Below are 14719 nucleotides of genomic sequence, written 5' to 3' on the forward strand. Positions count from 1 at the left end.
TTAATTTTGCGCATGGTTCCATTCCGGAAATTGATTTCAGGTTCGGGGTCCGCTGGAAGGAGTTGCGAATGAGACGGGTCGTAGTCACAGGTCTCGGCATCGTGTCGTCGATAGGCAACAATGCCAACGAGGTGCAGACCTCGCTGCACGATGCCAGATCCGGCATCAGCTTCTCCGACTCTTTCGCCGAGCATGGCTTCCGTTGCCGGGTGTGGGGTGCGCCGACGCTGGACCCATCGGGCATGATCGACCGTCGCGCCATGCGCTTCCTGTCGCAGGGTGCTGCCTGGAACCATGTCGCAATGGACCAGGCGATCGCAGACGCCGGCCTCGACGAGGCCGACATCACCAATGAGCGCACCGGTATCGTGATGGGCTCCGGCGGACCGTCGACCCGTGCAATCGTCGAGGCGGCCGAGACCACGATCAAAAACGGCAGCCCCAAGCGGATCGGGCCGTTCGCGGTGCCAAAAGCGATGTCGTCGACCGCGTCGGCGACGCTTGCCACCTGGTTCAAGATCCACGGCGTCAACTATTCGATCTCATCGGCCTGCTCGACGTCTGCGCATTGCATCGGCAATGGCTACGAGCTGATTCAGTGGGGCAAGCAGGACATCGTCTTCGCCGGCGGCCATGAGGATCTCGACTGGACGATGTCGGATCTCTTCGATGCCATGGGCGCCATGTCGTCCAAGTTCAACGACAGGGCGTCGGTCGCCTCACGCGCCTACGACGTCGATCGCGACGGTTTCGTCATTGCCGGCGGCGCCGGCGTGCTGATTCTTGAAGAGCTCGGGCATGCCAAGGCACGCGGCGCCAAGATCTATGCCGAGATCGTCGGCTATGGCGCTACATCGGACGGCTACGACATGGTGGCGCCATCGGGCGAAGGCGCGACGCGCTGCATGAAGCAGGCGCTCGCAACGGTGTCCTCGCCGGTCGACTACATCAATACGCACGGCACCTCGACGCCGGTCGGCGACTCCAAGGAAATGGGCGCCATCCGCGAGGTGTTCGGCGAGAAGATGCCTTTCATCACGTCGACCAAATCGCTAACCGGCCATTCTCTGGGCGCCGCCGGCGTGCAGGAATCGATCTACTCGATCCTGATGATGCAAGGCGGCTTCATCGGCGAGAGCGCCCACATTGAGAACCTCGATCCGGAATTCGAGGGCATGCCGATCGTGCGCAAGCGCATCGACGATGCAAGGATCGACACCGTTTTGTCCAATTCGTTCGGTTTCGGTGGCACCAACGCAACGCTGATTTTCCAGCGCTATTCCGCATAAGGATTTGCCGACCATGGACGGATTGATGAAGGGCAAGCGCGGGCTTGTCATGGGTGTTGCCAACGATCATTCGATCGCCTGGGGTATCGCCCGCAAACTGTCCGAACATGGCGCGGACCTCGCCTTCACCTATCAGGGCGAGGCCTTCGGGCGCCGGGTCAAGCCGCTCGCCGAGAAATTGGGCGCATCCCTGGTGGTGCCTTGCGACGTCGAGGACAGCGTGTCGGTCGCCGCGACTTTCGAGACTTTGGGGAAGGCGTGGGGCGGGCTGGATTTCGTCGTCCATGCCATCGGCTTTTCCGACAAGAACGAGCTGAAAGGCCTCTACGCCGACACGAGCCGCGACAACTTCATCCGCACCATGGTGATCTCCTGCTACTCCTTCACCGAGATCGCCCGTCACGCCGCCACATTGATGAAGGATAGCGGTTCGATGATCACGCTGACCTATGCCGGCTCGGTCCGTGTCATGCCGAACTACAACGTTATGGGTGTCGCTAAGGCGGGGCTGGAGGCCAGCGTCCGCTATCTCGCCAACGACTACGGCCCGCGCGGCATCAGGGTGAACGGCATATCGGCGGGACCGGTACGGACGCTTGCGGGCGCCGGGATTTCCGACGCACGCCACATGTTCTCCTACCAGCAGCGCAACTCGCCGCTACGCCGTACAGTGACGATCGACGAAGTCGGCGGCTCCGCGCTCTATTTGCTGTCCGACCTGTCCTCCGGCGTCACCGGCGAAATCCACTATGTCGATTCCGGCTATCACATCGTTTCCATGCCGACGCTTGACGAATTGAAGCAGACCGACGGCGGGCGGGAATAGCGCGAGCGACGTATCGCCGGCTTGCCCCGCAGGATTTCAGCGTCGCGCCGATAAGACCTTGAACATGCCGTCGCGAGCGAGCTCCGCATGGCTGGAGAAGGCGGCCGCCAGCACCGGTTCGTAGGGAAGCTGACGGTTTGCCACCATGAACAGCCGGCCGCCGGGCTTCAGCGCCTTGCCTGCCGCGCGGATCATGCCGGCACCGATTTCCGGCTCAGTCGCCCGGCTGCGGTGAAAGGGCGGGTTCATGACGACCACGTCGTAGCGGCGCTCGACCGGTTCGCTCAAAAGATCTATCCAGAAGAAATGTGGCTCCACGCCTGTGTTGCCGACATTGGCCTTGGCCGCCTCCAGCGCCTCGAAATCCGCTTCGTAAAGGTCAAGCGCCGATATGCCGGGTGAGCGGGCGGCGACTTCGGCGGCGACATAGCCCCAACCGGCACAGAAATCCGCAACGCTGCCACGCAGATCGTTGGGCAGATTTTCGACCAGCAGCTTCGATCCGGCATCGATCTTGTCGAAGGAAAACATGCCTGGGGCCGTGCGGAAGCGGTCCTCGACCACCAAGTCCGGATTGGCGGCGCGAAGCGTTGCCGCGGCAACGGTATCGGCCGGCCGGCGAAACCAGAAGGCAATGCCGTGATGCTTCGGCAGGTGGCCTTCGAGCGGCACAAGGGCGCCGACATGCTTGCGCAGGCTGGCGATTCCATCGTCCTTGCTGCCGGCGACGACGATCAACCCGCCTGGTGCTGCGCGTTCGACCGCTTCGGCAACGCGCAACTCGTTTTGGCCGCGATGGCGGCCAGCGAGCACAAATGCCGCGTCGAAAGCCTCGCCTTCGACCTGCGGCGTGACCGCGAAGCCGGACGCCTGCAAGGCGCGAAAGTGCGGCCTGAAGCCTTGGACAAGATGAAGCTTGGCATCAAAACTTTCGGGCAAGCGAAAGCCGGGCTCGGCACCGAGAAAGAGTATGCGTTCATCCTTTCGTGGCAGGGAGACAGCACCGGCCTCGAACGGATGGAAAAGCGTTTTCAGCGGCTCGGCGGACATTCACCACTCTTGAACTGCAAGGCTGTTGTTGAAACGCAAACGGGCGCGACCTTCCGGCGCGCCCGCTTCGATTGCATAGTTAGATCAGCTTAGGCGGCGTTTTCTTCGCCTTCGCTCTTCTTGTCGCGCACGATTTCCTTGCCGGTGGCCTGGTCGACGACCTTCATCGACAGGCGGACCTTGCCGCGCTCGTCGAAACCCATCAGCTTGACCCAGACCTTGTCGCCTTCCTTGACCACATCGGAGGTCTTGGCGACGCGGTCATTGGCGAGTTGCGAGATGTGGACGAGGCCGTCACGCGGACCGAAGAAATTGACGAAAGCGCCGAAGTCGGCGGTCTTGACGACCGTGCCTTCGTAGATTTCACCGACTTCCGGCTCGGCGACGATGGTGTGTATCCACTTCTTCGCCGCCTCGATCTCCTTGGCATTGGCCGAGGCGATCTTGACGGTGCCGTCGTCCTCGATGTTGATCTTGGCGCCGGTCTTTTCGACGATCTCGCGGATGACCTTGCCGCCCGAGCCGATCACGTCGCGGATCTTGTCGGTCGGGATGTGCATGACCTCGATGCGCGGCGCGAACTCGCCGAGCTCGGCACGTGCGCCGGACAGCGCGTGGGCCATTTCGCCGAGAATGTACTGACGGCCATCCTTGGCCTGGTCGAGGGCGATCTTCATGATCTCCTCGGTGATGCCCTCGATCTTGATGTCCATCTGCAGCGAGGTGATGCCGTAGGCGGTGCCGGCAACCTTGAAGTCCATGTCGCCGAGGTGGTCCTCGTCGCCAAGGATGTCGGAGAGCACGGCGAAGCGCTCGCCTTCCTTGATCAGGCCCATCGCAATGCCGGCGACCGGCTTGGCAAGCGGCACGCCCGCGTCCATCAGAGCCAGCGAGGTGCCGCAGACGGTAGCCATCGACGACGAGCCGTTGGACTCGGTGATCTCCGAAACGACGCGCAACGTATAGGGGAACTGGTCGGCGGTCGGCAGCATCGGCCGGATGGCGCGCCAGGCGAGCTTGCCATGGCCGATTTCGCGGCGGCCCGGCGAACCCATGCGGCCGGTTTCACCGACCGAATAGGGAGGGAAGTTGTAGTGCAGGAGGAACTTCTCCTTGTACATGCCGGTCAACGAATCGACATACTGCTCGTCCTCGCCGGTGCCGAGCGTGGCGACGACCAGCGCCTGGGTCTCGCCGCGAGTGAACAGCGCCGAGCCGTGCGTGCGCGGCAGGACGCCGACTTCCGAGACGATCTTGCGGACCGTCTTCAGGTCGCGGCCGTCGATGCGCGAGCCGGTGTCGAGGATGTTCCAGCGCACGACCTTGGCCTGGAGCTCCTTGAACACGGTGCCGATCTGTTCGGACGTGTATTTGGCTTCTTCGCCTTCTGCCGGCGCGAACGCGGCCTTGACCTTCGCCTTGACGGCGTCGACGGCGGCATAGCGCTTCTGCTTGTCGGTGATCTTGTAGGCGTCGCGAAGCTCGCCTTCGACGATCTTGAGCATCTCGGCTTCAAGTGCGGAATAGTCCGGCGCGGTGAAGTCGCGCGGGTCCTTGGCCGCGACTTCAGCCAGCTTGATGATCGCGTCGATCACCGGCTGGAAGCCCCTGTGGCCGAACATGACGGCACCAAGCATAAGGTCCTCGCCGAGTTCCTTGGCTTCGGACTCGACCATCAGCACGGCGTCGGCGGTGCCGGCGACGACCAGGTCGAGCTTCGATTCCTGCATCTCGTCGACATGCGGGTTGAGCACATATTCGCCGTTGATGTAGCCGACGCGGGCGCCGCCAACCGGGCCCATGAACGGCACGCCGGACAAGGTCAGGGCGGCGGAGGTGGCGACGATCGACAGGATGTCCGGGTCATTTTCGAGATCGTGCTGGACGACGGTGACGACGATCTGGGTGTCGTTCTTGTAGCCTTCGGCGAAGAGCGGGCGGATCGGGCGGTCGATCAGGCGGGAAACCAGCGTTTCCTTCTCGCTCGGACGGCCTTCCCGCTTGAAATAGCCACCCGGGATCTTGCCGGCGGCGTAAGTCTTTTCCTGGTAGTTGACCGTCAGCGGAAAGAAGTCGAGGCCGGGCTTCGGCTCTTTCATCGAGACGACGGTGGCGAGAACCTTGGTTTCGCCATAGGTGGCCAGCACCGCGCCGTCAGCCTGACGTGCGATCTTGCCGGTTTCGAGAATGAGCGGACGGCCGCCCCATTCGATTTCCACTTTGTGGTAATTGAACATGTCTTGTCCTTCATATGCGGAAAGGGCCGCGCCGTTTCAGCGTGCGCGGATGCCCCTTTCCCTTGGCTTCCTTTCTCGGGCAGCCACGGGCAAGACAACGGGAGGCTCGGTTTATTCGGCGCGGTGCCGCACGAGCGTCCTGCAATCCTGCCCCATGACCGTCCATGGGCGGTTTCGAGCGGCCCTCTGCTGTTTCGAAACCGGGTTGGCCAATCGATCCGAGTGGCCTTGCGCGTGAACCCGAAAACCAGGTTTTCGGAAAATATCCTGCGCAAATCTAAACTTCAGAGCGTCCTTTGCGCATCCAAACCGATGCGCGGCGCTCTAGTTCCTTCCTACTTCCTTCATGGAGCCTTGGATGACCCGATGCTCCAATGCGCGACCGGCGGGCTCTCGAAAGAACCCGCCGGTCAATTCGTCAACGGCGCAGACCGAGCTTCTCGATCAGCGTCTGATAGCGCGCGTCGTCCTTGCGCTTGAGATAATCAAGCAGGCTGCGGCGCTGGGAAACGAGAGCGAGCAGACCACGGCGGGAATGGTTATCCTTCTTGTGGTCCTTGAAATGGTCGGTCAGGTTCTTGATGCGCTCCGAAAGGATGGCCACCTGGACTTCCGGAGACCCGGTATCGCCTTTGGCGGTAGCGAATTCGCCCATCAATTCCTTCTTGCGTTCGGCAGTAATCGACATCGTGTTTTTCCTTGTCTGTTTGAGGAAACGGGACGCCCTCAGCCGGGATGTCGTCCAGCAGGGGCCGGTGCAAGCAACGCGTCAAAGCGCGAGGCTGCGGCGCATATAGTGCAATTCCGACAAAAAGGCCAGCCTAATTCACAAGCCGGCTTTTTGCTGCATAAACGGGCACTTCCGCCTAGTCAGAGCCATTTCTTCCATTTGAAGTACGCAAAGAGCCCGACCGCCACAAGCGCCATGAAGGCGAGCGACAGCGGATAGCCGTAATAGGCCTTCAGCTCCGGCATGTTCCAGGGCGAGGTGTCGGGGTCGAAATTCATGCCCCATACGCCGACGAGAAAGGTAAGCGGCATGAAGATCACCGAGACGATCGTCAGATAGCTGATGACGTCGTTGGTGCGCGCCTGGCTGAGCGACAAGTGCATCTCGATCAGGCCGGTCAGCATGTCGCGCTGGGTTTCGACCAGTTCGATCAATCGCAGCGAATGATCGAGCGTGTCGTTCAGAAATATCTTGGTTTCGGCCTTCACATAAGAGACGTCATTGCGGATCATGGTCGCCAGCGCGTCGCGCATCGGCCAAAGCACGCCCTTCAGCACATTGGCATCGCGCCGCAATTCGTGAAGCTGCCGCATCTGATGCTTGTGCGCCTGGTTCAGCATTTGATCCTCAATGCTGTCGACCAATTCGCCGGCAGCCTCGATCGGCGGGAAATAGCTGTCGACGATGGCGTCGATCAAAGCATAGGCGAGATAGTCGGCGCCGCGCGAGCGCAAGCGGTTGGGCACCGAGCTTGCGATCCGCTTGCGCACGGGATCGAACGGGTCGCCTTCGCGCTCCTGGAAGGTGACGACGAAGTTCCTGCCGAAGAAGACGGCGATCTGTTCGTAGCGATGCGCGGTGACATCGTCGATCATCCTGACGACGACAAAGGCATGGTCCTCGAAGAAATCCACCTTCGGCCGCTGGCCGGTGTTGACGACATCTTCCAGCGCCAACGGATGCAGGTTGAAGATCCGGCCGATCTCCTCGATCAGCTGGATGTTGGCGAGGCCTGTGCAATCGAGCCAGATAACCGGCCAATTGTGGCAATGGGTGTTGACGTCGTCGATGCTGGCATTGTCGATGGTCTTGAACTTTTCGGGCGAGATCAATGTCAGCCTGAGCTCGGAACGGCGTGCCGCCGGGTCGGCGATCAGCGTGCCGGGCGAAGCCCCGACCGGCGGCCTCCGTATTTTGAGCGCCGCTCGTTTGTTGACCGTGTCAGCCTTTGCCATGTGCCCCCTCGAGTGCAGCGTCGAACGGCACTACAGCGCATCCTTTCGGACGGCAAACGACGCCGTAGGCCTGTTGATTTAGCGCATGATCCTTTCCCAAAATAGAATCCGGTTTGGAGATCATGCGCCGGGCGACAGCTGTTACCCGACAAAGACCCGCTTTGGCTTGAACATGCCTTGCTCGATGGCGCCGATGGCGACCAGCTTGCCGCGCGCGGTGGCGCAGGCCTCCTCCGCTTCTACCGGCGCGTCACGGCCGCGAATGATGACCGGATTGCCGAGGCGGATTTTGGTTGCCGCATCATCGCTGATCGCGACCTGCGGCAGGCATTCGAGCGCCGCGGCGGTGTCGACCAGAAGTGCATCGATGGCATCGAAGTCGATCGGCGCGTCTGCTGCTTGCGGCTCGCCCTGCTCGCCGAAGCGGGCGGCTTCCAGCTCGGCCAGGGTAACGAAATCTTCCTGCGTGAACGGCTCGACCTCGACCCGCCGCAGCTCGGCGATGTGACCGAAGCAGCCAAGGTCGCGGCCCATGTCGCGCGCCAGCGAGCGGACATAGGTGCCCTTGCCGCATTCGACCTCGAAGATGGTGCGATCGGCCATGTGCTCGACCAGATCGAGCCGGCCGATCTCGACCTCGCGTGCCGGAATGTCGATCGTCTCGCCATCGCGGGCAAGGTCGTAGGCGCGCTCGCCGGCGATCTTGATCGCCGAGAATTGCGGCGGTGTCTGCATGATCACGCCGGTATATTTCGAAAGCAGCGCCAGAACTTCGGATTCCGCCGGAAGGCGGTCCGAGCTTTTGGTCGCCGGGCCTTCGAGGTCGTCGGTCGAACGCTCCTCGCCCCAGGCAACCGTGAAGCGGTAGACCTTGGCGCCGTCCTGGACGTATGGCACGGTCTTGGTCGCTTCGCCGAGCGCGATCGGCAGCATGCCGGACGCCAGCGGGTCGAGCGTGCCGGCATGGCCGGCCTTTTCCGCCTGGAACAGCCATTTGATCTTGGAGACGGCTTCAGTCGAGCCCATGCCGACCGGCTTGTCCAGTACCAGCCAGCCCGAGATCGGCCGGCCCTTCTTCTTGCCGCGACGCGCCACTATTCGCTGTCCTTCCGGTCGTCTTTGTCTTTGTCGTCGGCGCTGAGATCGCGCGCCACTTCGGGCGAGTGCAGCAATTCGTTGATCTTCTGGAAATTGTCGTAGCTGGTGTCGAGCCGGAAGCGGAATTCCGGCATGTACTTCATCTGCCGCAGCGCGCCGGAGACACGGCCGCGGACGAACTTCGCATGCTTGTTGAGCGCTTCGACCACCACGCCGGCATCCTTGGCGCCGAGCGGCGAGACGAAGGCGGTGGCGATCTTGAGATCGGGCGACATGCGCACTTCCGAGACCGACACCACGGCATTCTCGATCAACGGATCGAGGATCTCGCCACGTTGCAAGGTTTCCGACAGGGCATGGCGCACCTGCTCGCCGACGCGAAGCATGCGCTGGGATGGGCCTGATGTGATTGAACGGGGCATTTTTTTCTCTATCCTGAAATCGTGGGGCGCGGGATAGGACCGCACCACATGTCTCATATGGTTTGGGCGGCGGTCTTTCGACCACCGCCCGGTCTCGATGGATGCCCGAACTCGAACGTTCGAGCTCAGAGCGTCCTGGTCACCATCTCGACGCGGAAGCACTCGATGACGTCGCCGACGCGCATGTCCTCGTAGTTCTGGAAGGCCATGCCGCATTCCTGGCCGCCCGGAACTTCCGAAACCTCGTCCTTGAAGCGCTTCAGGGTCTTCAGCGTGCCTTCGTGGATGACGACGTTGTCGCGGATCAGGCGGACGCCCGCACCACGCTCGACCTTGCCTTCGGTGACACGGCAGCCGGCGATCTTGCCGACCTTGGTGATGTCGAAGATCTCGAGGATCTCGGCATTGCCGATGAAGGTCTCGCGACGCTCCGGCGAGAGCAGGCCGGAGAGCGCCGCTTTCACATCATCGACCAGATTGTAGATGATCGAATAGTAGCGGATCTCGATGCCTGCCGCAGCCGCGGCTGCGCGGGCCTGCGCATTGGCGCGAACGTTGAAGCCGATGATCGCAGCCCCGGAAGTTTCCGCCAGCGACACGTCGCTTTCGGTGATGCCGCCGGCCCCGGCATGGACGATGCGGGCGCGCACCTCGTCGGTGCCGAGATTGTCGAGCGCGGCGTTGATCGCCTCGATCGAGCCCTGCACGTCGCCCTTGATGACCAGCGGGAATTCCTTCAATCCGCTGGTCTGCAACTGCGACATCATCTGTTCAAGCGAGCCGCGCTGGCCGGCATGCCTGGCCACCGCCTTCTCACGCGCCAGACGCTGGCGATATTCGGTGATCTCGCGGGCGCGGGCTTCGTTGTTGACAACGGCGAAGCGGTCGCCGGCCAGCGGCGTACCTTGCAGACCGAGGACTTCCACCGGCATTGCCGGCGGCGCTTCCTTGACCTGCTCGCCGCGATCATTGACGAGCGCGCGTACCCGGCCCCATTCGTTGCCGGCGACGAGAATGTCGCCCGGCATCAACGTGCCGGTCTGCACCAGCACGGTAGCGACTGGGCCGCGGCCCTTGTCGAGCTGGGCTTCGATGACCACGCCTTCCGCGGTGCGGTCCGGATTGGCCTTCAGGTCGAGGATTTCGGCCTGCAGCAGGATCGCTTCGAGCAACTTGTCGAGATTGATGCCCTTGGTCGCCGACACCTCGACATCCAGCACCTCGCCGCCCATCGATTCGACGAACACCTCGTGGCGCAGCAGTTCCGAACGCACCTTCTGCGGGTCGGCGTCATGCTTATCGATCTTGTTGATCGCCACAATGATCGGAACGCCGGCCGCCTTGGCATGATTGATCGATTCGATCGTCTGCGGCATGACGCTGTCGTCGGCTGCCACCACGAGGATGGCGATATCGGTCGCCTGGGCACCGCGGGCACGCATCGCCGTGAAGGCGGCGTGGCCGGGCGTGTCGATGAAGGTAACCTTGTGAGCGTTCTTCTCGACCTGATAGGCGCCGATATGCTGGGTAATGCCGCCGGCCTCGCCGGAGACGACGTTGGCATTGCGGATGGCATCGAGCAACGAGGTCTTGCCGTGATCGACATGGCCCATGATCGTTACCACCGGCGGACGCGGCCGCAGGTCCTCGGGACGATCGGCGATGTTGAACAAGCCCTCTTCGATGTCTGACTCGGCGACGCGGCGGACCGTGTGGCCAAATTCGGTGGCGACGAGTTCGGCCGTGTCGGCGTCGATGACGTCACCAGGCTTCAGGATCTGGCCCTGCTTCATGAAGAACTTGACCACGTCGACAGCGCGCTCGGACATGCGCTGCGCCAGCTCCTGGATGGTGATGGTTTCGGGCAGGATCACTTCACGCATGACTTTCTCGCGTGGCTCGTTATGCAACGCGCGCTTGAATTTCTCCTGACGGCGGCGCATCGACGAGAGCGAGCGGGCGCGCGCATCCTCGTCGGAAAGCGCCGAATTCAGAGTCAGCTTGCCGCGGCGGCGGTCTTCCTCGCCCTTGGTCGGTTTGGCCGGACGCGCCACTTCCGGCGTAACCAGACGGCGCACTGGTGCGCCGGCACCGGTCCGCTTCGGTTTGACCTCTTCCTCGTCATCGACTGTTGCCAGTTCGGCGGCGAGCGGCGCACGGCGGCGCGCCTCTTCCTCGGCACGGCGGCGGGATTCGGCCTCGGCTTGCAGCCGTGCCTCTTCCTCGGCCTGACGGCGAGCCGATTCCTCGCGCTCGCGGCGGCGGCGCTCTTCGTCCTCGCTGCGGCGCTTGGCTTCCTCGATGGCGCGCTGGCGATCCTCGACATCGCGGACCTTCGAGCCCTCGAGAGCCCGGCGGCGTGCTTCCATTTCCTGGCGCGACAACTCGTTCAGCACCATGCCGCCGCGTTCGACCGGCGGCGGAGGGGGAGGCGCCTTGGGAGCTTCCTGCACGGCAGGCGCTGCCGCGACCGGCTTCGGCGTGAAGACGGACACAGGCGCTGCCGCCGGCTCCGGCTTGTCGCCGGGCAGCGAGAACTTGCGCTTCTTGGTCTCGACGACCACCGACTTGGTGCGGCCGTGCGAGAAGTTCTGGCGCACCGTGCCCTGTTCCATGCCGGGGCGCTTCAGCGTCAAGGTCTTCTTCGGCGTAACACTCAGCGTCTTGTCGTCGCCCGATTTCGTATCGCTCATTCCATATCCTCTGCGGCATCATCTTCGTCAGCAACGGCCGCAAGCATTGCCAGATCGTCCGGGGAACCGCCCCGATATCGGTCGAGCGCAACCATGCGCTTCTGGACCGCCCTGCCCGCGTCTCCCGCGAGAACGGCAGCATGTATCACATTTGTACCCCCCAATGCCAAGCTCAACTCGGCCTCGGAGAAAAGTTTGTAAGCGCGGATCGCAGGCCCGCCAAGGTGGACGGTTGCCCGTCGCGCCTGGCTTATCTTGCGGACGCCATCGTCGGAAGCCTCGGTCGCGTGGAGCACGAAAAGTGCAAGTCCGCCGCGCACGGCGCTCTCGACCTTGGTCGCTCCGAGCGCTATGGCGCCCGCCTTGCGGGCCAGGCCAAGCATGCCCAGAGCGGACCTGGAAAGTAGCGCGTCGACCATGCCGCCAAGATCGGCCGGCACGCTCACCTGCGCCTTAAAAGCACGGGCAAACAGATTTTTGGCCGCTGCCTTTTCTATATGTAGGCGGTCGGCCGTCACCCAGCAACCGCGGCCGGGCAGGTTTCTCTTGATGTCCGGAACGACGGCCGAACCCGGGCCGACGACGAAACGGATCAGTTCATCCGGTTCGGCTTGCCTGCGGGTGACGATGCAGGTGCGATCGTTCATCTCGTCCAAGGGCGGGTTCGGTGCGATGCGGTTTCACCTCACGCACCGACGGTTTCGTCAGCCGGCACGCCCTCGGCGGCAAGCTCGTCTTCGGTGATCCAGCCAGCCTTCAGGCGAGCGGCCAGGACCATCTGCTCGGCATCGGCGCGTGATACGCCGTGGTTGGCGAGCACACCCGGGAATACCTTCGTCTCGCCGTCCTTGCGTTCCTTCCAACCGGTCAGGTCGTCGGCGGCGTAGCCGGCGAAATCCTCGATCGTCTTCACGCCGTCCTCGCCGAGCGTCACCATCATGGCGGTGGTGATGCCGGGGATCTCGCGCAGCTCGTCCTTGACGCCGAGCGCCTTGCGCTTCTCGTCATGCTGGGCTTCGATCTTCTCCAGATATTCGCGGGCGCGGGTCTGGATTTCCGAAGCCGTGTCCTCGTCGAAGCCGTCGATCGACGCGATTTCGCCGGAGTCGACATACGCGACCTCCTCGACGCTGGTGAAGCCTTCGGAAGCGAGCACCTGGCCGACCATCTCGTCGACGTCGAGGGCTTCCATGAACAGCGACGACCGTTCGACGAATTCCTTCTGGCGGCGTTCGCTCTCTTCCTGCTCGGTCAGGATGTCGATATCCCAGCCGGTGAGCTGCGAGGCAAGACGGACGTTCTGGCCGCGGCGGCCGATGGCCAGCGACAGCTGATCGTCGGGAACGACGACCTCGATGCGCTCAGCATCCTCGTCGAGCACGACCTTGGCGACTTCCGCCGGCTGCAATGCATTGACAATGAAGGACGCCGCCGAAGGCGACCAAGGAATGATGTCGATCTTCTCGCCCTGCAATTCACCGACGACCGCCTGGACGCGGCTGCCGCGCATACCGACGCAGGCACCGACCGGATCGATGGAGCTGTCGCGCGAGATGACAGCGATCTTGGCGCGCGAACCCGGATCGCGGGCGACCGACTTGATCTCGATGATGCCGTCGTAGATTTCCGGCACTTCCATGGTGAACAGCTTCGCCATGAACTGCGGATGGGTGCGCGACAGGAAGATCTGCGGGCCGCGCTGTTCGCGGCGCACGTCATAGACATAGGCACGGACGCGATCGCCATACTTGTAGTTTTCGCGCGGAATCAGCTCGTCGCGGCGGATGATCGCTTCGCCGCGGCCGAGATCGACGATGACGTTGCCGTATTCGACGCGCTTGACGGTACCGTTGACGATCTCGCCGATACGGTCCTTGTATTCGTCATATTGCCGGTCGCGCTCGGCCTCGCGCACCTTCTGCACGATGACCTGCTTGGCCGACTGGGCGGCGATGCGGCCAAAATCCATCGGCGGTAGCTGTTCGGCAATGAAATCGCCGAGCTGGGCGTCCGGATTGCGCTCGCGCGCCGAGGAAATGGCAATCTGCGTCGCGTAGTCATCGACCTTCTCGACCACTTCCATCAGCCGCTGCAGCTTCATCTCGCCGGTGTTGGCATTGATGTCGGCGCGGATATTGGTTTCCTGGCCGTAGCGCGAGCGCGCGGCCTTCTGGATCGCATCGGCCATGGCGGCGATGACGATCGACTTATCGATCGACTTTTCACGCGCGACCGCATCGGCGATCTGCAGCAGTTCAAGCCTGTTGGCGCTTACAACCATCTTCTTTCTCCCGAGCTTGTTGCCGACCCTTTACGGCCGGCAGCCCAATCACATTTCCTGTTCGGTTTCGTCTTCCGCACCCTCTGGTGCGTCTTCGGGTTCGCCGCGGCGTTTCCTGGCTTCCTTGCGCGCCCGATTGTCCTTCGACAGCGCATCGCGGATAAGGTCGTCGGTCAGAATCAGCCGCGCTTCGGCAATCGCATCGTAAGGAACACGTACCGTCGGCTCCTCGCCGTAAGCGGCCTTGTCACGCTCGATCAGCACGCCGTCCGCGTCGCTGTCGGCGATCTTGCCCTTGAAGCGCTTACGGTCGGCGACGAGAACCGACGTTTCCATCTTCACCAGATGGCCGGTCCAGGCTGCAAAGTCCGATTTGCGGACCAGCGGCCGGTCGATGCCCGGCGACGACACTTCGAGATGATAAGTCTTCTCGATCGGATCATCGACATCGAGCGCCGGCGACACCGCCCGGCTGACCTCTTCACAATCCTCGACCGTCATGGTGCCGTCCTCGCGCTCGGCCATGATCTGCAGCGTCAGCCCGTTCTGGCCCGACAGGTGCACACGTACCAAGCGGAAGCCAATGGCGCGCAGTACCGGCTGAACGATCAGCGCGATGCGCGCATCGATGCCGCTTTCGCGGATGATGCGGTCGTCGCCTTCGCTTGCCGTCACTGTCATTCGGTCCTGTCACTCGATTTCTGTTGGTCGGCAGGTAATAAAAAAGAGCGGGACCGGGTGGACCCACTCTTCGTCATACCGACCAAGAATTTGAAGCTGATATAGACGATCGTGGTCCTCGTTTCAAGCCCGTCCTGCATGACGGCAAGGCTCCGAGTCCGCAGCGCTGCTCCAAAT

The 14719-nt window shown here is 62.6% G+C and carries 12 protein-coding genes; 2 read left to right on the top strand and 10 right to left on the bottom strand.

All coding sequences use genetic code 11. From position 1 onward, the window contains the following. Positions 1-68 precede the first annotated feature (68 nt). On the top strand, positions 69-1289 hold the full coding sequence (fabB, locus tag NKH33_RS16980) for a beta-ketoacyl-ACP synthase I (RefSeq protein ID WP_352920674.1): 1221 nt from the start codon (positions 69-71) through the stop codon (positions 1287-1289). 13 nt (positions 1290-1302) lie between these two features. Continuing rightward, positions 1303-2115, top strand: coding sequence for an enoyl-ACP reductase FabI (gene fabI / locus NKH33_RS16985; RefSeq protein WP_023676910.1), 813 nt, complete (start codon positions 1303-1305; stop codon positions 2113-2115). A 36-nt stretch (positions 2116-2151) separates the two neighbouring features. Here the strand turns inward: fabI and NKH33_RS16990 are convergent, their stop codons facing one another. From NKH33_RS16990 to rimP, 10 genes are all read right to left on the bottom strand, one after another. Then, positions 2152-3165 (bottom strand): class I SAM-dependent methyltransferase, encoded by a 1014-nt coding sequence (locus NKH33_RS16990; protein ID WP_352920676.1) that lies wholly within the window; start codon positions 3163-3165, stop codon positions 2152-2154. A gap of 89 nt (positions 3166-3254) precedes the next feature. Beyond that, positions 3255-5402: a polyribonucleotide nucleotidyltransferase gene (gene pnp / locus NKH33_RS16995; protein WP_352681230.1), complete on the bottom strand. Its 2148-nt coding sequence runs from the start codon at positions 5400-5402 to the stop codon at positions 3255-3257. 418 nt (positions 5403-5820) lie between these two features. Then, complete coding sequence (rpsO, locus tag NKH33_RS17000) at positions 5821-6132, bottom strand: 30S ribosomal protein S15 (RefSeq protein WP_280940423.1); 312 nt, start codon at positions 6130-6132, stop codon at positions 5821-5823. Between the two features lie 140 nt (positions 6133-6272). Continuing rightward, positions 6273-7367 (bottom strand): magnesium/cobalt transporter CorA, encoded by a 1095-nt coding sequence (corA, locus tag NKH33_RS17005; protein WP_352920679.1) that lies wholly within the window; start codon positions 7365-7367, stop codon positions 6273-6275. Between the two features lie 141 nt (positions 7368-7508). Next, positions 7509-8462, bottom strand: coding sequence for a tRNA pseudouridine(55) synthase TruB (truB, locus tag NKH33_RS17010; protein WP_352920681.1), 954 nt, complete (start codon positions 8460-8462; stop codon positions 7509-7511). Further along, positions 8462-8887 carry a 30S ribosome-binding factor RbfA gene (gene rbfA / locus NKH33_RS17015; protein WP_352470068.1) on the bottom strand — a complete coding sequence of 142 codons (426 nt, stop codon included), beginning with the start codon at positions 8885-8887 and terminating at the stop codon, positions 8462-8464. Before rbfA ends, truB begins: the two co-directional genes overlap by 1 nt. Before the next feature lie 125 nt (positions 8888-9012). Next, complete coding sequence (gene infB, locus NKH33_RS17020; RefSeq protein ID WP_352920683.1) at positions 9013-11580, bottom strand: translation initiation factor IF-2; 2568 nt, start codon at positions 11578-11580, stop codon at positions 9013-9015. Next, positions 11577-12227 (bottom strand): RNA-binding protein, encoded by a 651-nt coding sequence (locus NKH33_RS17025; RefSeq protein WP_352541262.1) that lies wholly within the window; start codon positions 12225-12227, stop codon positions 11577-11579. The genes infB and NKH33_RS17025 overlap by 4 nt, the downstream gene beginning before the upstream one ends. A gap of 38 nt (positions 12228-12265) precedes the next feature. Further along, positions 12266-13861, bottom strand: coding sequence for a transcription termination factor NusA (gene nusA / locus NKH33_RS17030; RefSeq protein ID WP_352681242.1), 1596 nt, complete (start codon positions 13859-13861; stop codon positions 12266-12268). Positions 13862-13909: 48 nt separating this feature from the next. Then, on the bottom strand, positions 13910-14542 hold the full coding sequence (gene rimP, locus NKH33_RS17035; protein WP_352920685.1) for a ribosome maturation factor RimP: 633 nt from the start codon (positions 14540-14542) through the stop codon (positions 13910-13912). Positions 14543-14719 lie beyond the last annotated feature (177 nt).

The sequence above is a fragment of the Mesorhizobium sp. M1182 genome (assembly GCF_040318335.1).
Classification (GTDB): Bacteria; Pseudomonadota; Alphaproteobacteria; order Rhizobiales; family Rhizobiaceae; genus Mesorhizobium.